Here is a 22921-nt window from a genome sequence, read left to right as displayed (position 1 = left end):
TCATGCTCACACTGTCAAGCGCCACAAAGGTTTGATGGACTGGTTGACCACGGTCGACCATAAGAAAATCGCTATCCTGTATTTGATCGCGGGCGGTTTCTTCTTCGGCATCGGCGGGATTGAAGCGCTGCTCATCCGCGTGCAGCTCGCCAAGCCGATGAACGATTTCGTAACGGCCCAGCAATTTAATGAACTCATCACGATGCACGGAACGACGATGATCTTCCTCGGCGTCATGCCGGTGATCTTCGCGCTCATGAACGCGGTGATTCCGCTGCAGATCGGAGCCCGCGACGTGGCGTTTCCGTTCCTGAATTCGCTCGGCTTTTGGACGTTCCTGTTCGGCGGCCTGCTGCTGAACCTGAGCTGGATTCTGGGCGGCGCCCCGGATGCCGGGTGGACCTCTTATACTCCGCTGTCTTCAACGACCTACAGCTTGACGCACGGCGTCGATTTTTACACAATCGGCCTGCAGATTGCCGGTCTCGGTACGCTGATCGGGGGGATCAACTTCCTGGCCACGATCATTACGATGCGTGCGCCGGGTATGTCCTTTATGCGCATGCCGATGTTCACCTGGACGACTTTCGTAACCTCGACCATGATTTTGTTCGCTTTCCCGGCGATCACGGTGGGCTTGGTGCTGCTTACGTTTGACCGGATTTTGGGCGCGAACTTCTTCGATGTGGCTCAAGGCGGCAATCCCGTCCTTTGGCAACATATTTTCTGGATCTTCGGACACCCGGAGGTTTACATATTGATTCTGCCTGCCTTCGGCGTCATCTCCGAGGTAGTCAGTACGTTCTCGCGCAAGCGGCTGTTCGGATACAGCTCGATGGTGTTCGCCACCATCCTGATCGCGTTCCTCGGCTTCATGGTGTGGGCGCACCACATGTTCACGACCGGAATGGGACCGGTCGCCAACGCGCTGTTCTCCATCGCGACGATGCTGATCGCCGTCCCGACGGGGATTAAAATCTTCAACTGGCTGTTCACGATGTGGGGCGGGCAAATCCGCTTTACGACGGCGAACCTGTTCGCGTCCGGCTTTATTCCGACCTTCGTGATGGGCGGGGTAACCGGGGTGATGCTCGCTTCCGCGCCGGCCGATTATCAGTACCATGACACATACTTCGTCGTGGCGCATTTCCACTATGTCATCGTCGGCGGTCTCGTGCTCGGCCTGTTTGCCGGCCTGCATTACTGGTGGCCCAAGATGTTCGGCCGCGTTCTGAACGAGAAGCTCGGCAAAGTGGAGTTCTGGACCTTTATTATCGGTTTCCATATGACCTTCTTCGTGCAGCATTTCCTCGGACTCATCGGGATGCAGCGCCGCGTGTTTACGTACTTGCCGAACCAAGGCTTCGATACGATGAACCTGGTCAGTACGATCGGCGCGTTTTTGATGGGCGTCGGCGTGATCATTTTCCTCGTCAATGTCGTGCTGTCGTTCAGACAGCCGAAAGGCGTGGCCGGCGATGTTTGGGAAGACGGCCGGACGCTCGAATGGGCCATTGCTTCGCCGCCGCCGGAGTACAACTTTAAGCAGACTCCGCTCGTTCGCGGAATCGACGCCTTCTGGAAAGAGAAGATGGCGGGCAACAAGGAGATGACGCCGGCCGAACCGGTCGGGCCGATTCACATGCCTTCCCCGACCATCCTGCCGTTCATGATGTCGGTCGGCCTCTTCATTGCAGGTCTCGGCTTTATGTTTACGAATGACGATTTCGGTAACAGCGTACTCAATTTCCTGTTCGGCAAATATATCATCACGGGCCTCGGCCTGGCGATTACTTTCGGCTGTATGCTGCTTCGTTCGCTGTTTGACGATCACGGCTGGCATATCGATCCGGACGAATTGAACGACAAGGAGGTCAAAGCATCATGAGTACACCTCACCCACAGCAGGCCGCGGGCGCTCTACCCCACGAGCCGGAGAAAGCGACGCTGGAGGGCCGCAACAAAGTGCTCGGCTTCTGGCTGTTCCTGGGGGGCGAGTCGGTCCTGTTCGGTACGCTGTTCGCCACTTTCCTGACGCTGCGCAATCAGGTGGCGGACGGACCGAGCGCGAGCGAGCTGTTCAGCCTGCCGATGACGGCCGCCGCCACATTCATCCTGCTCGTCAGCAGCTTGACGAGCGTGTTCGCCATCCAGGCGATGCATCGCGGCAACCGTACCTCCTTGGCGCGCTGGCTCGGTGTCACCGTGGTCCTCGGGCTTGCGTTCCTCATCTTGGAGATTTACGAATTCGCTGAATATATTATTCATGACGGTTACGGAATGACGACAAGCGCCTTTAGTTCGGCTTTCTATACGCTGGTCGGTTTCCACGGAGCGCACGTGTTGTTCGGGATTCTCTGGATATCGATTCTGATCGGACAATTGTTCAAAAAAGGGCTGACCGTCGTGACGGCGCCGAAAATATACGTATCCGCGATGTATTGGCACTTTATCGACGTTGTGTGGGTATTTATCTTCACCGTAGTCTACCTGCTCGGAAAGGTGGTAGGTTAAGATGACAGATCACGATTTGGACGGCGGCGCGGTGAAGCATCGTCACCGCCAGGAAGGGCCGCAGAAGCATGTCGTCGCCTTCATTTTCTCGATTATCCTGACGCTGATCGCCTTCGCTACAGTGGCGGCCGGCGGCGTCAACACCGCATTTACGGTGCTGCTCTTGCTGGTGATGGCGGTGCTCCAGGTGCTCGTGCAGCTCGGTTACTGGATGCACTTGAAGGATAAGGGCCATATGATTCCGATCATCTTTATGGCCGGGGGATTTTTTGTCGCAGGCACGGCGATCGTAGCGGCGCTATATTGGATGTGGTGGTAATCGATAAAGAGGTGGGCTTGGTTTCAAGCCGCCTCTTTCGCTTATATGGAGGAAGTTCACAATTTGGACGCAAAAAGCGGCGGGCGGAAGGAGGGTTCACGTGCTGGGTTTAGAATATTTTAAATTTGAAGATGTATGGAGCCCTTTGGTTCTGGCGGTGATGCTGCTGGTCACGGCGGGTTATTTCGTGCTGACGGGGCCGCTGAACGAGAAATTCGGACAAGGGCAGCGAGTCTCCGCCGGCCGGAAGATTTTGTTTGTGCTTGGTATGGTCGCCCTTTACCTGGCGCAGGGCGGCCCGGTGGAGCTGCTCGGCCATATGATGTTCAGCTTCCACATGGTCAGCATGGCGCTGTCTTATCTCGTCGCTCCTCCGCTGCTCATGCTCGGCTTGCCGGCCTGGGTCTGGCAGGCGGCGGTCTCGTACCTGGGGCGCGGTCCGCTCCGCCGCTTGAAGTTCCTGACCCACCCGATCGTGGCCGCGCTGGTGTTTAACGGGTTGTTTTCTTTTTACCATATCCCGGTGATACATGATTATGTCATGCTCCATTTTGGGGTACACCGTTTGTATTACGTCGTATTGTTCGCCGCTTCGGTGCTGATGTGGTGGACGCTGGTCAAGCCGCTGCCGGATGGCGCGGAGGTCCAGGGGCTGAAAAAGATGGGTTTCATCTTTCTCAATATGGTGCTGCTTACGCCGGCGTGCGGGCTGATTATTTTCGCCCCCGAACCGTTATATGCCACCTACAGCGACCCGGCCGTTTGGGCGAAGGCGATGGGGTACTGCATTTCGGGCGATCCGGCGACGCTCATCAGCCGCTTTGGGGGACCCGGCTATTTCGGGTACCTGGAGCCGCGGATCGACCAACAGGTCGGCGGGATCCTGATGAAATTCATCCAGGAGATCATTTTCGCTTCGATGCTGGCTTACGTCTTTTTTCAATGGTACCGTCAAGAGAACCGGGAAGATGATGACGAACCGATTGGGGATGATTTCAAGCTGAATCAGTTGTAAGATAGAGTAAATAGATGCTGGAAGGACAGGGGGATATTATGGACTGGTTTTTTGTGTTCCCGACGGTCAGCACCGCATTTATCGTGCTTAGCGCGATCCTTGTGGCGATCGGCTGGGGCCTGATTATTAAAGGGAAGCGGGAGGCGCACAAGAAGACAATGATCGCGGCGGCCGCAGCGGCGCTGCTCTTCTTTATCATCTACATGTCGCGCACCGTTTTCATCGGAAATACGTCCTGGGGCGGACCCGACAGTCTAAAGCCATACTATCAGGTGTTTTTGGTGTTTCATATCGTGCTGGCTACGGTGGCGGCCGTCTTCGGGATTACGACCCTCGTGCTCGGATTCAAGGAGAAATACGCCAAGCACCGCAAATGGGGGCGCACGACCTCGATCATCTGGTTTTTCACCGCGATTACGGGCGTGGCGGTTTACGTGCTGCTGTATCTCCTCTACCCTGGAGGCCATACGAAGCCGGTATGGGAAGTTATTTTCGGTTTTTAGAATAGAGCCGTCGAAGCGATTGCTTCGACGGCTTTTTTTTGACGGAATACTGTATCATGGCGACTGTAAGGGACACCGGAGACCTTATTTTGACCGGATGGGTCGATTGTAGAATCTAACGGACATGAGAGATACTATATGCGAGGATTTCTCTTAAATGTCCTTTTTCGGGCTGGATAGCCGCCTCTTTGTCCGTTAATACCGTCAATTGTTATATTCTGCCCGGATAAGGTTCCCTATGTCCGCTGCGGTATGTCTTTCCGAACACCCCTTGAACCCACGCTAAACGCCCGCCGAATTTCTTCTGAACGTCTGCCGAATACGCCGAAAAATGTTGACGTCACCGAGAGCACAGTATATACTGTGTATAAAGATATAAACAGTAAGCACACTAAAACGCGCTACACCTGCCCGCCGGGCTGGCAAGAAGAAGCGGTAAACCGGGATGGATGTCCGATCCGCTTATAAGTAGTGGCTGTAGTGTGCGGAAAATCAAGTCAAAGGAAGGGTGTTTGAATTTGCATACTTGGAAAGATGCCTGGGCCATTTTCATGAAGGATTTGCGCATAGACCGGTTGTACCTCCTTTGGAATGTCATCTTCATGGTCTATATGGGGGTAATGCTGAGCATCATGTTCCAGCCTAGGGTTGAAGAAAATTTATTGATTCATCCGACCGTGGATTTTCTGATGCTGCTATTGTTTCCGCTGATCGGCTTTTATTTTTCCAGGAGATCCTTTAATTATTTCAAGGAGGATTCCTATACGCAGATGCTGCTCTTTTACCGGACGTTGCCGATCCCGGTGAGCACAATTATCAAAAGTCGTCTGATTCAGCTCTTTACGGCGATTTTGTTCAACGGGCTGATCTTGTTCGCAACGATTTATTTCTTATCCAACGTTTTCGACTTGAAGCTCAGCCTGGAGCAATACATTGCGTTTGCGCTGACCTGGATCGGATTTTCGTTGGCCGTAAACGGTGTTTACATTTATTTGGAACTGACCTGCAAAGGGCGTACCTACTTATGGGCTACCTTCCTGATTGTGATTGTTTCGGTGCTGGTTTCCATTGTTGTAAGTTTGTACGGCGGCAGCCTGTTCAAGATATCGCTGAATCTTTCCAGGGGCTACGGCTTGCTGTCTCCCTTAATGTGGGGAGCATTAGCCGGAGGGCTGCTTATTCTGGGCTTGCTTAGCGGGGCCACCCGCCGGAAGCTGGTCAGACGGGACTTGATAAGATGAAATATGAAAATTTATACGGGCGGTTTAGAACCGGAGGTGAGCCGGCGGATGTGGATTCCCATTCAAATCAATGAACAAAGCGCCGAGCCTTTATATCGCCAAATCGAAACGCAATTAAAATCGCTGATTGTCGGCGGGCAGATTGCGGAAGGGACCTTGCTTCCATCCATTCGGGAGTTTGCGGCAAGCCTGAGCTGCAGTGTCATTACGGTGCGCCGGGTGTATCAGGACCTGGAGAACGAGGGACTGCTGAGAACCAAACAGGGAACCGGAACCTTTGTGGCCAGCGTCGATGCGGACGAGCGCGACGAATACCGCAGGGCCGCGGTGGAGAAGGCGGTGGAGGAAGCCGTGGATACGGGCATATCGGTCCAATACGGCGAGGAAGCGATGAAGGAATTGTTTTTGCGGATATTACGAAAAAAATACAGCGAAGCTGATGGCAGGGGGGGAGCCAAATGACGGAAATAGCGTTTCAAAAGGCTGCTATCGAACTGAAAGGCGCCGTGATCCGGGGGCGCAGAAAGCCGCTTGGGCCGCTGAATCTGCGGATCCCGCAAGGCTATGTCGTCGCTTTGGTCGGTCCGAACGGCTCCGGCAAAAGCACACTGATGCATCTGATGCTGCAAATTATTCATCCGGATAAGGGGGACATCTCCTGGTTCGGCGAATTCACCAATGAGGCTTTGCCGTTGGCGCTAAGGCAGCGGATCGGATATGTTCCGGAGCATTCGGCGGTCGAGGAAAATTATATGACCGCGGAATCGGCGGCGAATTTCCGAGCGCGCTGGTACCCCGATTGGGACCGGGAGCGCTTCGAGACCCTGATGACCCGGTTCGGGGTGCCGCTCCGGGAGCGGCTGAACCGGTTGTCCAAGGGAGAGCGGCGCAAGTTCGAAATCGCCGCCGTGCTGGCGGCCAAACCGAAACTGCTGTTGCTTGATGAGCCGTCGTCCGGGCTGGACCCTTTCGCTTGGAAAGACATGATCGCCGAGCTTAGAGCGTGTATGGAGGAAGATGAAGAGGACGTCACCATCGTACTGTCAACCCATGTGGTGGAGGAGGTCAAGCGCCTTGCCGACTACATCGTTCTGATCCACCAGGGGCAAATCCTGGGGATGGCCGAGAAGGATAGCCTGTTCGGCGGCTTCATGGAAATTTGGGTGCGCGGAGCGGACCGAAACCGGATCGAGGCATGGCCGGAGGTATTGACCGTGAGCGAGGATGGCCCCGGGATTCTGAAGCTGATCGTTAAAGATAGCTACGAGCTTGAGCAGAGAGTAGGGGCCTTGGAGAGCGATGTCCAACTGATCAAGAGCCGCAGCCTCGAGCTGGAGGAAATATTGGATTTGTGGATGCAAGGATATAAGCCGGAAGGAATAATCGATTGAACCAAGGGGGAACAGCCATGACAAAGCCATTAGTGTTGGAGAGCGTGGTGAAGCAATTTGGCGAAAAGACCGCGGTTAGCGATATTTCGCTGCAAGTGGAGGAAGGGGAAATTTACGGGCTGCTCGGCGCCAACGGGGCGGGCAAAACGACGACGATGCGGATGGTGCTGGGGCTCATCTATCCGGACAGCGGTCGGATATTGTATAACGGCAAGCCTCACAATACCGAGCTTCGCCATCTAATGGGTTATTTGCCGGAAGAACGCGGCCTGTATCCAAAGGTCAAGGTCAGCGAGCAGATCATTTATCTGGCCCGTCTCCGCGGGATGTCGCGTGCCGACGCCGATAAAAATCTGAAATACTGGCTGGAGCGGTTTGAAGTTCCGGAATATTACGATAAGAAAATCGAAGAATTGTCGAAAGGAAATCAACAGAAGATGGGCTTCATCGCCGCCGTCGTCCACAAGCCGAAGATCGTCATCATGGATGAAGCGTTCAGCGGCTTGGACCCGGTCAATGTCGAGCTGCTGAAGGCGACTGTCAAAGAGCTGCGCGACAAGGGTACGAGTATCTTGTTTTCCACTCACCGCATGGAGCATGTCGAGGAGCTGTGCCGCAACATAACGATTCTCGACCGGTCGAAGACCGTACTGCAGGGCAACCTAAGCGAAATCAAGAAGCGTTATCCGCGCGAGGAAGTGATTCTGCGTACTTCTTCGGAAGTGTCCGGGCTGGAAGGGATCGCTGGGGTAAGCCGGGTGGAGCGCCAAGAACGAGGCTACCTGATCCGGATTTCCGATGTATCCGCGGCGCGGGACATTTTGCATAAGGCGATGGAACAAAGCGATGTAGAGCATTTCGAAATCAAGGAACCGACTTTGAATCAAATCTTCATCAGGGAAGTGGGTGAATCGAATGAATAAGATGGGAACGGTAATCGCCTTTACATTTCTCAATAAAATCAGGGCGAAATCGTTTATGATTACGACCTTGGTGCTGGCCATTCTCGTTACGATCGGCCTGAACATCCCGTATTTTATCGATAAATTCACCGGAAACGACGAGGGCCCGGCGACGATCGGAATTATTCAGAATAATCGGCCGGAGCTGGCGGATTCGTTAAAAGCTTACCGGGAAAAGCAAGAGGCCGCGGGGTTCGAGCTGACGGAGTATGAGCAGGCCGATGAGCGGATTCTTCGCCAGGATCTCGAGGAGGGGAGAATCGATGGTTATCTGGAGTTCGGCGACAGCAATGACGGAGTTTTCCCGTCCGTGACCTATATCTCTAAGAAGGACACCATCCCTCAAGGGCTTCAGAGCTCGCTCCAGGCCGCGCTGCAAAGCGTGAAGGCCGAATACATTACAAAAGGAATGCTGAGCGATGAGCAGATCGCCGCGTTGACCACTCCGGTGCAGATCGAAGCGGTGAAGCAGGCCGCAGCGGACGGAGGAAATGCAGGCGCGGGTGAAGCGGCGGCGGAGAAGCCGGCCACGATCAACTACGTGCTGGTGTATGTGCTGATTATCCTGTTCTTTATGACGAGCATGATGACGGGAAATATGATCGCGGCCGAAGTGACCGCGGAGAAAAGCTCGCGGATCATGGAGATTCTTATCACAAGCGTCTCACCGCTCGCGCAAATGTTCGGCAAGATTATCGGGATGTTCTTTATCGGTCTATTCCAAATTGCGATCTTCGCAGCGGTGATCGGCATCAATATTTCGCTGCCGCATAACCGGCCCGTTCTGGCGGATTTCAATCTTGATTTGTCCCAGATTCATGTGGAAATGCTCGTATTCGGTCTGCTTTTTTACATCCTGGGCTACTTCCTGTATGCCACCCTGTTCGCCGCTATCGGTTCGCTCGTAAGCCGGACGGAAGAGCTGGGCCAAGCGATTATGCCGATTACGATGCTGTCGCTGGCCGCCTTTTACATCGGCATATTCAGTCTGGCCGCCCCGAATTCCATGCTTTTGAAAGTGAGCAGCTTTATCCCGTTTTTCTCGCCGGTTTCGATCGTGGTCCGAGTCGGGCTAGGGGATGCGCCGATTTGGGAAGTCATCATCTCGATGCTCATTCTGATTCTTTCTATTCTATTCTTCGGCTGGCTGTCCGCCAAGATCTACCGCACCGGAGTTTTGCTATACGGCAAGCGGCCGTCAATCAAAGAGCTGCGCAAAGCGATGCGGGCTTATAAACTCTAAGGGGGATGGGCCGGGAATTGTGTAGCGTAATAATGAGTTAGTGACATTTTAATGACCATAACTAATATTCTAAGGAGAAAAGACATGAAAAATTGGAAACGAATGCTCTTATCGCTTATCGTATCGGCAGGGATTATTACTACGGCAGCTGCACCTGCAATGGCTGCGCCTCAGCAGCCCGCAGTTAAGGTGAATGATCAAACCCTAGAGTATACCGGAGGTATTCCGGTCATCGATCACGGAACAACCTATGTTCCGCTGAGAGTGACGCTTCAGGCAATGGATGCGAAGCTTACAAATGCCGCAGATGACACGATTCACTTTGTGGTGGACGGCAAGACGATTACGCTGAAAAGCAAGCTCAAGCGCATCAATGGCGTAACCTATGCACCGATTCGGGTGGTCGGCGATGCAGCCGGATATGAGGTCCACTGGGATGCCAAGACGCGCACGGTGGTGCTGGTTTCCAAAGCGACCGAAACCGCACAGACCGGTGGCCGCGGTTTCATGTGGGAAGTGGAGAGCAACGGGAATACGGTATATCTGGTAGGATCCATGCATATAGCGGATGATAGCTTCTACCCGCTGCGTCCTGAATTTGAGGAAGCCTTTGCCGAGGCCGACTACCTCGGCGTCGAGGTTGATGTCAGCAAAGCGGCTGACGAAGCGCAGCAACAGCTGATCATGGATATGGGCATGTATAAGGATGGAACAACGCTCAAGGATCATGTGTCCAGCGAGACGTATGCCAAGCTTGGTAAAATTCTGACGGAGAGCGGCATGCAGCCAAATGCCTTGGATGCATTCAAGCCTTGGGTAGTGGAATCCACGATCAGCAGCTTGAAAGCAGTGCAGGCTGGATATGAAGCCGCTGCAGGAATCGATCTTTATTTCGTCCAGAAAGCGATCGAGCGCAAAATTCCGGTGATCGAGCTGGAATCCTACGAATTGCAGTTGGGCATGTTCAATAGCTTCTCCAAGGAATTGCAGGAGAAAAATCTTAACGTCGCCCTGGACGACTTTGACATGCTGGATGACAGTGTCGAGCAATTGGCGAAAACGTGGAAAACGGGTAATGATGAAGAGCTGCTTGAGTTCACAAACAGCATGGCCGTTGACGAGGAATACAACAAAGCGATGCTGATTGACAGAAACATCGGAATGGCCGAGAAAATCGACGGATACCTGAAAAACGGTAAAAAAGAAGAGTACTTCATCGTGGTTGGCGCAGCCCACTATCTGGGTGAGCATGGTATCGTCAAGCTGCTGGAGGAAAAAGGGTACACCGTCGTTCGTAAATAGTTTTGCACAAATCGGGTCCGGATAGTGTGATACTTTGGAGTAATTGATGCTGAATAGCTGGCTTCTGGTGGCAGCTGTCAATATTAAATCAAGACAAAAGAATCGGCTCTTCAAAAATCGTCATTTCCTGACCCAACGCCGGTATTGCGAGCCGCAGGTTTTCTGAAATCGATCGTCAACGACATGCTGAGATTTGCTGAGATCTTCCGTATAATGAAATGGTGGGGAAAAGGAACCGGCTTTTGAATAATTCGCAAACCTATAGTAGTATCTGACATGAGGTGAAATATAAATGAATGACAATCGCAAAATCGGCGTCCTGTTCGTCTGCCTGGGCAATATTTGCCGCTCTCCAATGGCGGAGGCCGTGTTCCGTGATTTAGTGGCCCGTGAGCAACTGGAGCGGCATTTTCTGATCGATTCCGCAGGAACCGGCAACTGGCATGTCGGCAAGCCGCCGCATCACGGAACGAGATTGATTCTGGACAGGTATAGTATCTCGTATGAAGGGCTTAGAGCCCGCCAGGTGGCGGCGGACGATTTTGACAAGTTCGATTATATCGTGGCGATGGATAACCGGAACGAGCAGGATTTGAAGGTGCTCGCCCGGGAGGCCGATGCCAAAATCATCAAGCTGCTCGATCTGGTCCCGGATGCGGTGCTTAAAGAAGTACCGGACCCTTACTACACCGGCAATTTCGATGAGACGTACGAATTGGTGGGCAAGGGCTGCCGGGCTCTGCTGGAGCGCATTCGACAAGATCATCCGGCAATTGACAAAACCGCCTAGCTTTACTATTATAGATGGCCTATAGATACCCATAAACTGTTCGCAAGGAGATGACCGTCATGAGTGTTCAACCCGATAGAGAAATATCAGCTCAAGATTTGGCCGACCGGCTCGAAAGCGGGGAAGCCTTGAATATCGTCGATGTGCGGGAGCCCGCGGAGTGGGAGGAAGGACATATTCCCGGCGCCAAGCATATCCCGCTGGGTCAGCTGCCGGAGAGATTTACGGAACTGGATCCGGAACGTGAATGGTTTATCGTATGCCGCAGCGGAGCGCGGAGCGGGCTGGCTTGCGAGCTCTTGTCCGAAAGAGGTTACCATGTAGTGAATATGACCGGCGGCCTGCTGGCCTGGGATGGGAAGCTCGTCTAGAAATCGCATAAACATACAAAAGTCGACACCAAAATACACTATTTTCTGAGGCCTTCCGGCGCGGAAATGGTGTATTTTATTATTTACGCCTATTATTCGCTCGCAGCAGCCGCTTGCGCAGGGAAAGGTGCAGGAGCGGGAGCTGGGCCACTAAGACGGTTCGAAAGGCTGATAGCAGGCTGACGGCTGAATGATGAATCGAAACTTTTTCCCCTGGCTGCGCGTTTTTACATGAGAGCATGTAAAATAACGCTATTATGTTAGGGGATTTTGTATGAATTCGGCGACACTGCCCAGCCGTTCCTCGGTACGCCGGGGAAAGGGCACGAACAAACGCAAAAGGGCAAAAAAGCGGCGCAAGGGAGGCTTTATCCGCTTTGTCGGAAGGCTCATTGTCGTGTTGATGGCGATGGGGACGCTGGCGGGGATTTGGCTGTTCTTTACGCCTTCCGGCAACAATGTCAGATTCCTGATGGCCGACACGCTGATCACGACGCAGCACCGCCATTGGGCCAAGTATATTATTGGGCAGGCTGAACTCGACAAGAGGGTGGCGGCCTATCAGGCGCAATTCGACGAGATGGGCACGGAGAAAGACACTCACACGATTACCTTGCCCGCTCCGCAGGAGGAAGCGGAAGAGGAGAAGCCGCTGATCGAAATCGAGGAAGTGTCCGGAACCGGGTATCACGGTTACGTGCTGACGGTCAACGACCCGACGAAGATCCGGCTCGGCGTTCCGGCCAAACGCGGCAAGGGGGAGAAGGTGTCCAGCATGGTCGACCGCACCGGCGCGGTGGCCGGGGTCAACGGCGGCGGCTTCGCCGACCCGAACTGGAAGGGCAATGGCTTCAAGCCGATCGGCGTCGTGATCTCGCAAGGGAAGCTGTACTATAACGGCATCAGCAATAATGCCGCGACCCAGATTGTCGGTATCGACAAGCAGGGCAAGATGATCGCCGGGAAATATACGCTGGACGAGCTGAACGAGCTGGGCATCAAGGAAGCGGTGACGTTCCAGCCGCGGATTATCGTCAACGGCAAAGGCCAAATCCGCAGCCAGAAGGAAGGCTGGGGCATTGCGCCGCGGACGGCGATGGGGCAGCGGGAGGACGGCGCGATTCTGTTCGTCGTCATCGACGGGCGCCAGCCGGGATACAGTGTCGGCGCAAGCCTCTACGACGTCCAGCAGATCATGCTGGACCATGGCGCGGTCATAGCCGCCAACCTGGACGGCGGATCGTCGACCGTCCTGGTCAAGGAGGGCGGCGAGATCGTCAACAAGCCGTCCTCCGAATACGGCGAACGCTATCTGCCGACCGCCTTCCTCGTATTCGAGGACCCGGATGCGGTCGATATCCCGAACATCTGGGAAGGGCTGCGCCCGCAGGATATCGACGCGGGGAAGAAATAAACAAGCGCCCCGTAAGCTGGGCGCTTGATCGGCTCGCCTGGGACAAAAATTAACTGTATTTCATACATCTAATTTGGGTTGCGGGCTGCCGGAAGCGAATTTAGATGGAAAACCTGCAGTTATTTCCGCCCAATATGGCCCGGCAACCCGAAAAACATAAAATTAGCTGGAGGTTATCCAGTTAATTTGGCGAAAAGGGGCAGCGGGTTTAAATTAGATGGAGGTTTTACATCTAATCCTCCAGTTTATCGTAATGAATCCGCGACTGCGGTAATTCGTCCCATGACAGCTCGGAGCGATCCGGCAGGCCGTTCGATTCTACTTGATAAACACGCCGCCGAACGGGATCGCTTCGCGCAGGAAGCGCTTGACGATGCCGTCGGATTCGTTCAGATCCCGCTCCAGTTCCCGGCTGCCGCCGCTCGCCTGAACGAGCGCATGGCCGCGGCCGGTGATCTTCCACTGGTATTTCATATGCTGGCTGGCCAGATGATTGCCGTACACCGACAGCTCCAGTTTGGCGTTCTCGGGGTAGGCGACCAGGCAGCCCGCTTCGACGTACAGCGGCTCTTCCGGGTCAAGGGGGAGCTCCAGCACCTGGCCTTGCGTCAGGATGCCGATCTCTCCGGTCCCGGAAAATTTCATCTTTACGGCATCGCGGGTAATCATCATATTTTTCACGCTGAGCAGCCGGGACTCCATGTGCACACCTTCCGTATAAAAGAAAAGATGCCGGAAGTCGTACAGCAAGTCGGTTTCGGCGGACAGCCGGATCGTTTTCAAAGCCACGGCCGGGGGCATCGCCGCGACCAGTCGGCAAGGGCCGGTGAATTCGGCGCGGATCAGCTTTCTTTTGCGGTACATGCCTTTCACATTCATCAGCTTGTCGCTGCGGCTGCCGGCGGCTCCCCGGAACGCGACGATCTGCGCGGGATGCAGCACATGCAGCCTCTCTCCGTTACGTACCTCGAATGTAACGGCCTGTCCACTAAAGCCGCCGGGCTCCTGTTCGTAAATGACTTCCATCTCTCGGCAACCCCTTTCTATGCTGCTGATGTCGGATTCCGGCCCGACGGCCGGAAATCACCGCCGGAGCGCGAAGCGAATAATGCGCAGCAGGACGAAATATCCGGCCAGCAGCAGAACCCCGGTAATGATCAGCACGCGTGTCTTGCGGGCGTTCGCCTCCCGGGCCTGCTGCGCTTGGGTCAAAGCTTCCACGGAGGCGGTGAGCTCGCGGTTTTGCGCGAGCAGCGCTTCGTTTTGCTGCCGGTAGGCTTCCAGGGCCGATTCCGCTTCAACCAGCTTGTCCTGCGTCATTTGATAGCCGGCTTTGAGCTCGTTCACCTCGTCGGGGAGCTCGGTCAGTTCTTTGACTCCCTTGTACAAATCGGTGAAGTAATTAGCATGGGCGCGCGGGTGGCCCGGAAGGAAGGAGCCGCAAAGCGACAGAACGAAAACGAGCAGGGAGCAGGCGGTTATTTTGTACAAACGGGCATGTCTCATCTTCCCACCTCCGCAAAAGCATTAGTCTCTATGTTCAATATTACGGAACGGTTTCGCAAAAAGTTTCCATACCCTTTATTTACACTTAAATGGGAGGCTTGTAAGCAAAAAAAGGCCGTCTCCAGGGAGTATCCCCGAGGAGAGGGCCTTTAGTCACGAAATTTACATGGAATATGCATGATTGCGGAAATACATAATGGCAACGGTTCGGGGACCGCAGTGGCACGAAATGGCACAGCCGCCTTCAATGACGGCGACTTCCCGGACACTCGTCTTCTCCAGCGTCGTTTTGATATATCCGGCTGCTTTTTCGGCCAGTGTCTGGGCAACGATGACAAGATCCCGATCTACCTTATGAATATTTTCCGTAAAGTGGTGGAGCATGCGCTCCAACGCTTTTTCGGTTTTTCCTCTATATTTATCGGCGGAAATGACAAGCCCATCTTTGATGCGCAGCACGGGGCGGATTTTAAGCAGGCTTCCGATCATATGCTGCACGCTGGAGACTCGCCCGCCTTTGTGAAGATAATCGAGGCTGTCGACCAGCACCTCGATCTCGACCCGGCCGCGAAGCTCCTCCAGCATGGCGGCGATTTCACCCGCATCTGCTCCGGCTTCTGCGGCTTGGGCGGCTTTCATAATAAGCAGGGCGATTCCTCCCGACACATTCAGTGAATCTACGACGATGACGCGGCCCTTCGGCAGTTCGTCCGCGGCGATCAGCGCGTTTTGATAAGTGGAAGAGAGCTTCGAAGACATGCTGATATACACAATCGTGTCGCCTCGCTCAATCCATGGCCGGAAAGCGGCAATGAAATCCCCGGGGGATGGTGCAGATGTGCAGGGCAGCTCTCCCGTTTCTTCAACCCTGCGGTAGATGTCGCTTGTGGCAATCTCCAGTTTATCCTTGTAGGCCGTTTCGCCGAATATGACATAGAGCGGAACAATTCCGATGTTGTAACGAGTTGCCCAGGAATCGGGAATATCGGCAAGGCTGTCCGCAAAAATTTTCACTTGTATCAATAGATTTCCCCCAATGATCGTTTTTGAATGATAGAATAGCTTTCCTTGATTATAGTGGAGCGCCGCACCGGAAGCAAAAAAGATCAGTTTTTGTTCCAGGCGAAGCGCTGCCGGTATTTGCGCGGGGACAATCCTTCCATCCGCGTAAAGCTGGCGGTAAAATAGGCCGCCTGGTTAAAGCCCACCTCTTCGGCGATCCGCTCCACGGGCAGATCCGTGCGGATCAGCAGCAGTTTGGCCTGATCGATGCGCAGCCTCAGCAGATACGCGGAGGGAGAGCAGCCGAATACCTTCTGCATGCAGCGGGCGATATAGACCGGATGAAAATTGATGCTTTCCCCTAGTTTTTGGGCTGAAAAAGGCTCGCGGTAATGCTCCCGCAAATAGGAGGCGGCCCGCTCCGCACAGGCGGATTGCGGGGAAGGCGCGGTCGATCCGAGCGAGGCGGACAGCAGGATGATGACCTCCTGAAATAATGCCTGTTGTTTCAGGCGGACGCCGGCCCGATGGATATGGCGACTCATTTCGTTCAATTCGTCGATGACTTCCGCCAGCTTTTTGGGCTGGGCCAGCTTCGTGAATTGCGGGAGGGCCACCGTATAAGGCGTCGTCTCAAAAGGAGGGGGCGATATATATCCTTGTACCTCCCCTTCGGAATACCGTCCATGATGCAGATAATACTCCTCATCTTCAATGACCCGCCAATCGCCAAGAATCTGAAAATGCAGCCAGTAATGAAGGCATTCCTCCTGGCATTCGGCGTACGAGTAATGATAACTGTCCGGACGCAGGATGAGGGCGTGGCCCTCCGTAATTTCATACCTGCGGTCCTCCTCTCCGACATAGAGGCAGCCACGCGTCACGACCAGAAGGTCGAAAGCGCCGATATTTTTACGGCTGGGATGTTTGCCCCCGGCAGGAATCGGGGAGAAACCGCTGATGATATAGTGCGGGAGCGGCGGCGCGGTAAATTCGATTACAGGCGGCATGAGCATCCTCCAAACGCTAAATAATTCAGGTTGGAATATTGAAAGATTGAGTTGATTCTTTGATACATCGAATTAACTATAGCATCTATAATGTGATTCATGCTAAAAAGTTTTCACGCGGGCAGGTAGAACCGTTACCCGTTCTACAGGAGGTTGTAAAAATGATGAAAAACAAAGGCAGCGAGAGAAACAAATATTCCCTGTGGCTGCTCGCATGGCCCATCTTTCTCGAACAATTTCTGCAATTTTTGCTTGGCACTGTCGATACGCTGATGGTGAGCCGGATTTCGGACAACGCCGTCGCGGTGGTCGGCTTCTCCAACCAGCTGTTCAATGCGCTGATGACTCTGTTTGCAACCGTGGCGAGCGGAGCCGGGATCGTCATCGCGCAAAAAATCGGTTCGCACAAAGAAGAGGATGCGCGGACTGTCGCTATTATCGCTTTTAAAGTCACGACGGGCATCGGGCTGTTCTTAAGCATCTTGCTGGTCGCGGCCCCGCGGCAAATCGCCAGCATGCTGCAGTTACCGGAAGAGCTGCTGTCCCTCGCCGAGGTATACATTTCGATTGTCGGCGGCGGCATGATCTTGACGGCGATGATGTCGGTGTTGGGTACGGCGATCCGCAATACCGGGAACACCAAAGGACCGATGATGACCGCCATCGGGATGAATATCATTCATATTGTCATGAACTACTGCTTTATTTTCGGCGCCTTCGGCTTCCCAGAATGGGGGCTGGCCGGGGTGGCGATCTCGACCGTCGTCAGCCGGCTGTTGGCGACGATAGTATTATTGTTTATTTTTCTCGGTTCGTTCCAGCGTAAAATCGGTCCCCGCGATTTCTCGATCTTTGATCGCAAGCTGTTCAAGGAAATTTTGAACATCGGCTGGCCGCTTGGCGTCAATTCGGCAAGCTGGGTATTTTCGCAATTGGCTATTTTCTCTTTCCTGGCTGTGCTGGGATCGACGGAATTGACGGCGAGAACGTACATGAACACACTTGAGTCGTTCTGCTTCCTGCTTGGGTTCTCACTGGCTTTGGCGGTGCAGATCCAGATCGCCCATCTATACGGCGCGGGCAAAACCAAAGAGGCGTATCGCGCCGTATTCAAAGTGCTGGCGATCGGACTCCCGCTCGTCCTCGTCAATGCGTTTATTATCGTCCTGTTCGGCCGGAACGTACTTGGTTTGTTCACCGGAGACGAGGATATCTTGGCACTCTGCGGGGTGTTGCTGTGGATGAACTTGATGCTGCAGCCCGGCAAAATGATCAATATGGCGCTCGGCAACTCATTAAACGCGGTCGGCGATACGCGGTTTACCATGAATATCTCGCTGATTTCCATGTCGATTATCGCCACCGGATGCTCCTACTTACTCGGCGTTTCGCTCGGCTACGGCATCATCGCCATTTACGCCTGCATGATCGCCGATGAATATATCCGCGGCATATGGTCGTATTTCCGCTGGAGAGGCCGCAAATTTTTGCGGATGAAAGAGGCCGATCTCGCGCGCGAAGGAGCGCAAAAGGATAAGGAGCAATACCGCTGCGAGGAGGGCGCGGCCAGCCCGGCGCTGTAAAATAACAGGCAAGCAACTAACTGGATTTTCTGCAGTTGTTTTTGGAAATAGCACTTAATCATATTGATTAACTGGAAAATATACACCTAAATCACCCCTAAACCTGAAGAAAGGCCAGAAGGGTGCTAACTAGCTGTAGCTTATCCAGTTAAATTTGGGGAAGCAGCGATTTACCCTAAATTAGATGTACTTTTTCCATCTAATAATTGCCCTTTATCAAGGTTAAACAAAAGGCCTGACCGGGAACAACGCGTTCCCGGCCAGGCCTTTTTCGCTTCTCTAATCTATAGGGTTATTCTTTCACCCGGTCCGGCAACTGTCGCACATAACTGTCGGAAAGGCGGAGCAGTTCCAGCGCCCGGTTGTACTCGCTCTCCGTGGTGAGCGCCTGGTTTACGGCATCCTCGGCGAACGGATACTGGGTTCCGTCATCGTACCAAACCCCCGGCATAAAGAGCGCCTTATCGTTCAGGAACGAGCCGGAAGGCAGATAGTAACGCTGCGGCAGCAAATTATAGCTTTGGTTCAAAAGATCCTCGCCAAAGTGAATTTGATTGTCGAGCGACAGCCCCATCAGGTTGGCTACCGTCGGTAAAATATCGACCTGTCCGCCCACATTTTCCATAGTCTTCGGTTCCGTTTCGCCCGGAACGGAAATGATCAGCGGAATGTTGATCATGTCGATATAGCTGTAATCGCGGCCGTAAATCTCTTTCATCAATTCCAAACCATGTTTGTCCAGCGAATACATCGGCAGGCCAAGATGATCCCCGTATATGACGACGACGCTGTTGTCCCAAATGCCTCTTTGCTTAAGATCATCGATAAATTGCCCCAACGCGTAGTCGGCGTAATTTTGCGAGCGGAGATAATCGCCCACCATATTGTCCTGGTATCGTTCCGGCAGTGTGATCCGGTCTTTCTCATGCGGCATCGTAAACGGGTGATGCGCGGTCATTGAAATGACCTGGCTGTAGAAAGGTTGGTCGGTTTGCTGCATTTTATCCAGTTCCTCGGCTGTTTTCTTGTACAGCACCTCATCGGAAGGACCGAAGAATACGGTATCTTCCGTACCGAAGAACTTCTGGTCATAGTACCGGTTCCAGCCGATCGCCTTGTACAGCTCGCCGCGGTTCCAGAAATCAACCACATTCGTGTGGAACGTAGCGGTGTCATAACCGGCCGAATTCATTAGCTTCGGAAGGCTTGGCAGCTCTTTATCCGGGTAATTTTGCGTGGCGGCTTCGTTATACGGGATGTAAAAAGAAGTATTCACCACGAATTCGGCGTCCGACGTATTGCCTTGGCCGACCATTTGGTAGAAATGTTTAAAGTATACATTATCCTTAACCAGCGAGTTCATCACCGGCGTGATTTCCTGGCCGTCGATTTTCAGGTTGATCAGGAAGTTCTGGAACGACTCCAACTGGATGATAATCAGGTTTTTGCCTTTGGCCGCGCCGAAGTATTCCGGATCGGCTTTGGCGGTAATCCCTTTGAGCTGGTCGATCTTTTTCTGCGTGATCTCATTGCTGTTGACGAGCTCCTCTTCTTTGGTGCCGGAGAAGATGGCGTAGGTTTCGTAGTTAAGGATGCCCATATTTTCGGCCTGCTTGATTTCGTTCATGCTGGCCCGGTTCGGCCAAATGTTAAAGATGCATAGCGCGACTGAAATGCCGAAGACCGAGGCGATGACGCCGGTGCGCAGTCTTTTCATATTAAAGAACGCTCTCAGCTTCTCCGCTCGTTTCTTGCGCAGCAGCCAGAAGCCGATCACGAGGATATCCAGGAAGATCAGCAAATAATACGGAGCGAGCAGCGAGAATACGCTGTTTTTGACAGCGGTGACCTGGTTGACCTGCTCCAGCGCGTGATAAGTCACGATGACGCCGTAATATTTGTGGTACATAATCGCGGCAAAGAAGATGGCCGTTACAATAAAATTGACCGTTAAGTAGATGCCGATTTTACGCTTGGAAGAAAACCATTCGATCAGGCAAAACAGGATCCAGATGAAAGGAAGCTCTCTCAATAACGGACCCCAAGGCGCAATTCCGTCAAAAATGGAAATCCAGGCAAGATACGATTTGAGAATCATGATGACGGTGAAGAAAACGAACGGTTTGGTATTGCCAAGATTCATGCGGGTTGAAGCGGACACAGTACGATCCTTCCTTTCGCTTTTCTCTCTCTCTAAGGGTTAATATTTAATACCGGATTTACATTTTAAATACCCTTAATATAATACATGAAAAGCTTTGAAGAAGAAAATAAATCTATTCACTAATCTAACAAGAAATACCAAGTTAATGTCAGGTTTACAGGCCGCTGCCGACGTTGTTGACTTTTATCCGCAGTTTTTGGTAAATTAAAGCCATCCGAGAATGTTAGGAGAGTTTTTGATGTCGGTGAATGTTCTTAACTAATTAATTTCATATGGTTTGTAAAACGGCCGGCAAGGAGCCGCTTCATTTTTGTGGAGCCAGGGGCCCTTTGTTTTTCTGTGCCCGTTTTCAGACTGTAAATTTAGTTAAGAACACACGTTAGAACATCATTCAGCGCTTTGACCGCTGTTTGTTTCCTCCGTAATCGATATGGAGCCGTGCTGTTTTCAGCGCGGCTTTTTTTGATTTCTTACCGGGGGGAAACGAACCTTGCATTAGCGGATAACCAAAGGGCAAAAGATGGCCGTTCGTGCTGTCTTTTGCCCTTTTTTATTGTCATAAAACAAGGGAGGCATCAACATGGAAAACTTTACGCTCAATATGCTGGAGTATGAGGACATCAAGCGGGATCTGGCGGCGTTTGCCGTCTCCTATGCCGGGCGGTCCCGGATTGCGGAGCTGGCGCCGATGACGGATTTGCGGCGGATCGAGCGGGCGATGGGGGAAACGGCGGAAGCGCTCGACCTGCTCCGCAGAGGCTCCAGTATTCCCCTTCCTTCCCTGGATGGAATCGAACAAGTCGTGTCGCTGCTGGGGACGGGATATTTATTTACGGAGATGGATTTAACGGCGGTGCAGACCTTTCTGCAAAGCTGCGGCCAACTGAAAAAATATATGGAATCCAAAGGCGGCCCGGCCTTAAGGATCGGCGTTTATGCCGATTCGCTGCAGGATCTGCCCGCGGTACGGCAGGAGATTCTGCGCTGTATCCGCCACGGGGTCATTGCGAACGACGCAAGCCGTGAGCTGGAGAAGGTGCGGCGGAAGATTGAAATGGTGAAGGAGAAGATCGGGAAAAAACTTCAATCCGCGATGTCCCGCTACGGCTCCATTTTACAGGAGAATATCGTTAGTGTACGCGCCGGGCGTTACGTAATTCCGGTGAAGAAGGAATTTTACCGCCAGGTCAAAGGCCGGATGCTCGACCAGTCCACCAGCGGCCAGACCGTGTTTATCGAGCCGGACGAAATCGCTTCGCTCCAGGGAGAATTGGAGGTGCTGCAAGGGGAGGAAGCGAGAGAGGAAGCGAAAATCCTTGGCTATCTGACCGGCCTGGTGGAGAAGGAGGCCGAGGAGATCGCCGGGAATATCGAGATTACGGGCACTTACGATTTTATTTTCGCCAAGGCGAAGTATGCGGCATCCATGGATGCCGTGCAGGTCGAGCTGAACGACCGGGGAGAGACCGTGCTGCGGGGAGCGAAGCATCCCAAGCTGCTGGGCTGCATGGTGCCGCTGGATGTGGAGATCGGCGCGGACTACAAGTCGCTGATCATTACGGGACCCAATACGGGAGGCAAGACGGTGGTGTTAAAGACATTCGGACTATTGGCGCTGATGGCGCAATCGGGCCTGCTTGTTCCGGTCGCTCCGGGCAGCCGGATCGCGGTATACACTGGCATTATGGCCGTGATCGGAGACGGGCAAAATCTGGAGCAATCGCTCAGCACCTTTTCGGCGCAGATCCAAAGTCTGGTGTCCATGCTGAAGACGGCCGGACCGGCCACCCTGCTCCTGATCGACGAATTGGCGGCGGGAACGGACCCGGGTGAGGGGATCGCCTTGTCGATCGCCATCCTGGAGGAGTTCAGCCGCAAGGGAGCGACCGTGCTGGTGACGACGCATTTCAATGAACTGAAGACGTTCGCCTCCCGGGCGCAGGGCTTTGAAAACGCGATGATGGAGTTCGACGCCGAAACGCTGCGCCCGCTATACCGCCTGACCATCGGCCGGGCGGGGCAGAGCTATGCGATAGATATCGCCAGAAAGCTCGGAATCGCGGCCGATATCATCGCGAGGTCGCGGGATATCGTGAGCCGGCAAATCCGCGAAGGCGGCGGGGAGACGCTCTGGGACGATATCGTCCCGGAAGCCAAAGTCATTGAGCCGGCCGGAAAGCCGCAGACTTCGCACCGTCAGGACGGCCTAAGCGCGGAGGCGGACAACGCGAAAAGCCCTCGGGTAAAACATGAGGTCGGGGACGCCGTCTATGTCTCCGCCTTCGGCAAAATCGGCATCGTTTGCGAACCCGAGGATTCCCGGGGCATGATCGGCGTCATGATCCAGAAGCGGCGGTACAAGTTCAACCGTAAAAGGGTTAAGCCTTATCTCAAGAAAGATCAGCTGTATCCCGAGGATTATGATCTGGATATCGTGCTGGACAGTAAGGAAAACCGGAAAAAGCGGCATTTGATGGGGAAACGGCATGTGGAAGGGCTGGAAATCATCAGAAGACCGGACGAAACATAGGGAAAGTTTTTTGGGGTCCCCGCAAAGGGAGCGGAATTAGCATAGCTTTTTTGCCTTCCTT

At 53.5% G+C, this 22921-nt stretch carries 21 protein-coding genes; 16 read left to right on the top strand and 5 right to left on the bottom strand.

Annotated elements, in window-relative coordinates; all coding sequences use genetic code 11:
- Positions 1-34: 34 nt before the first annotated feature.
- From ctaD to V3851_RS10145, 14 genes are all read left to right on the top strand, one after another.
- Entirely contained in the window at positions 35-1888 is a 1854-nt protein-coding gene (gene ctaD, locus V3851_RS10210; protein ID WP_331846694.1) for a cytochrome c oxidase subunit I, read from the top strand.
- Positions 1885-2514 carry a cytochrome (ubi)quinol oxidase subunit III gene (locus V3851_RS10205; protein ID WP_331846434.1) on the top strand — a complete coding sequence of 210 codons (630 nt, stop codon included), beginning with the start codon at positions 1885-1887 and terminating at the stop codon, positions 2512-2514. Before ctaD ends, V3851_RS10205 begins: the two co-directional genes overlap by 4 nt.
- Before the next feature lies 1 nt (position 2515).
- The gene (locus tag V3851_RS10200) at positions 2516-2833 is read left to right on the top strand and encodes a cytochrome C oxidase subunit IV family protein (protein WP_331846433.1); all 318 of its coding nucleotides are present in this window, start codon (positions 2516-2518) and stop codon (positions 2831-2833) included.
- A 100-nt stretch (positions 2834-2933) separates the two neighbouring features.
- Positions 2934-3848, top strand: coding sequence for a cytochrome c oxidase assembly factor CtaG (gene ctaG, locus V3851_RS10195; protein ID WP_331846432.1), 915 nt, complete (start codon positions 2934-2936; stop codon positions 3846-3848).
- A gap of 38 nt (positions 3849-3886) precedes the next feature.
- Entirely contained in the window at positions 3887-4351 is a 465-nt protein-coding gene (locus V3851_RS10190; RefSeq protein ID WP_331846431.1) for a DUF420 domain-containing protein, read from the top strand.
- Positions 4352-4869: 518 nt separating this feature from the next.
- On the top strand, positions 4870-5592 hold the full coding sequence (locus V3851_RS10185) for a hypothetical protein (RefSeq protein ID WP_331846430.1): 723 nt from the start codon (positions 4870-4872) through the stop codon (positions 5590-5592).
- A 48-nt stretch (positions 5593-5640) separates the two neighbouring features.
- Complete coding sequence (locus V3851_RS10180) at positions 5641-6054, top strand: GntR family transcriptional regulator (RefSeq protein ID WP_331846429.1); 414 nt, start codon at positions 5641-5643, stop codon at positions 6052-6054.
- Entirely contained in the window at positions 6051-6983 is a 933-nt protein-coding gene (locus tag V3851_RS10175; protein ID WP_331846428.1) for an ABC transporter ATP-binding protein, read from the top strand. The genes V3851_RS10180 and V3851_RS10175 overlap by 4 nt, the downstream gene beginning before the upstream one ends.
- A gap of 17 nt (positions 6984-7000) precedes the next feature.
- Positions 7001-7906: an ABC transporter ATP-binding protein gene (locus V3851_RS10170; RefSeq protein WP_331846427.1), complete on the top strand. Its 906-nt coding sequence runs from the start codon at positions 7001-7003 to the stop codon at positions 7904-7906.
- On the top strand, positions 7899-9188 hold the full coding sequence (locus tag V3851_RS10165) for an ABC transporter permease (protein WP_331846426.1): 1290 nt from the start codon (positions 7899-7901) through the stop codon (positions 9186-9188). Before V3851_RS10170 ends, V3851_RS10165 begins: the two co-directional genes overlap by 8 nt.
- Before the next feature lie 84 nt (positions 9189-9272).
- Positions 9273-10490 (top strand): TraB/GumN family protein, encoded by a 1218-nt coding sequence (locus tag V3851_RS10160; RefSeq protein ID WP_331846425.1) that lies wholly within the window; start codon positions 9273-9275, stop codon positions 10488-10490.
- A gap of 292 nt (positions 10491-10782) precedes the next feature.
- Positions 10783-11280, top strand: a complete 498-nt coding sequence (locus V3851_RS10155; RefSeq protein WP_331846424.1) for a low molecular weight protein-tyrosine-phosphatase — start codon at positions 10783-10785, stop codon at positions 11278-11280.
- A gap of 59 nt (positions 11281-11339) precedes the next feature.
- Positions 11340-11651, top strand: a complete 312-nt coding sequence (locus V3851_RS10150; protein ID WP_331846423.1) for a rhodanese-like domain-containing protein — start codon at positions 11340-11342, stop codon at positions 11649-11651.
- 274 nt (positions 11652-11925) lie between these two features.
- Positions 11926-13065, top strand: a complete 1140-nt coding sequence (locus tag V3851_RS10145) for a phosphodiester glycosidase family protein (RefSeq protein WP_331846422.1) — start codon at positions 11926-11928, stop codon at positions 13063-13065.
- Between the two features lie 318 nt (positions 13066-13383).
- Here V3851_RS10145 and V3851_RS10140 read toward each other — a convergent pair whose 3' ends face one another.
- From V3851_RS10140 to V3851_RS10125, 4 genes are all read right to left on the bottom strand, one after another.
- Complete coding sequence (locus tag V3851_RS10140; RefSeq protein WP_331846421.1) at positions 13384-14091, bottom strand: AIM24 family protein; 708 nt, start codon at positions 14089-14091, stop codon at positions 13384-13386.
- 57 nt (positions 14092-14148) lie between these two features.
- On the bottom strand, positions 14149-14571 hold the full coding sequence (locus tag V3851_RS10135; protein WP_331846420.1) for a hypothetical protein: 423 nt from the start codon (positions 14569-14571) through the stop codon (positions 14149-14151).
- A gap of 162 nt (positions 14572-14733) precedes the next feature.
- Positions 14734-15585: a DegV family protein gene (locus V3851_RS10130; protein WP_331846693.1), complete on the bottom strand. Its 852-nt coding sequence runs from the start codon at positions 15583-15585 to the stop codon at positions 14734-14736.
- Between the two features lie 92 nt (positions 15586-15677).
- On the bottom strand, positions 15678-16583 hold the full coding sequence (locus tag V3851_RS10125; RefSeq protein ID WP_331846419.1) for an AraC family transcriptional regulator: 906 nt from the start codon (positions 16581-16583) through the stop codon (positions 15678-15680).
- 161 nt (positions 16584-16744) lie between these two features.
- Here V3851_RS10125 and V3851_RS10120 point away from each other — a divergent pair, with 161 nt between their 5' ends.
- Positions 16745-18166, top strand: a complete 1422-nt coding sequence (locus V3851_RS10120; RefSeq protein WP_414859288.1) for an MATE family efflux transporter — start codon at positions 16745-16747, stop codon at positions 18164-18166.
- A gap of 292 nt (positions 18167-18458) precedes the next feature.
- Here V3851_RS10120 and V3851_RS10115 read toward each other — a convergent pair whose 3' ends face one another.
- The gene (locus V3851_RS10115; RefSeq protein ID WP_331846418.1) at positions 18459-20327 is read right to left on the bottom strand and encodes an LTA synthase family protein; all 1869 of its coding nucleotides are present in this window, start codon (positions 20325-20327) and stop codon (positions 18459-18461) included.
- A 583-nt stretch (positions 20328-20910) separates the two neighbouring features.
- On the opposite strand from V3851_RS10115, the gene V3851_RS10110 reads away from it, so the two are divergent.
- Entirely contained in the window at positions 20911-22860 is a 1950-nt protein-coding gene (locus V3851_RS10110) for an endonuclease MutS2 (RefSeq protein ID WP_331846417.1), read from the top strand.
- Positions 22861-22921 lie beyond the last annotated feature (61 nt).

The organism is Paenibacillus haidiansis (genome assembly GCF_036553665.1).
Lineage (GTDB): Bacteria > Bacillota > Bacilli > Paenibacillales > Paenibacillaceae > Fontibacillus > Fontibacillus haidiansis.
This window is presented reverse-complemented; position numbering and strand designations above follow the sequence as displayed.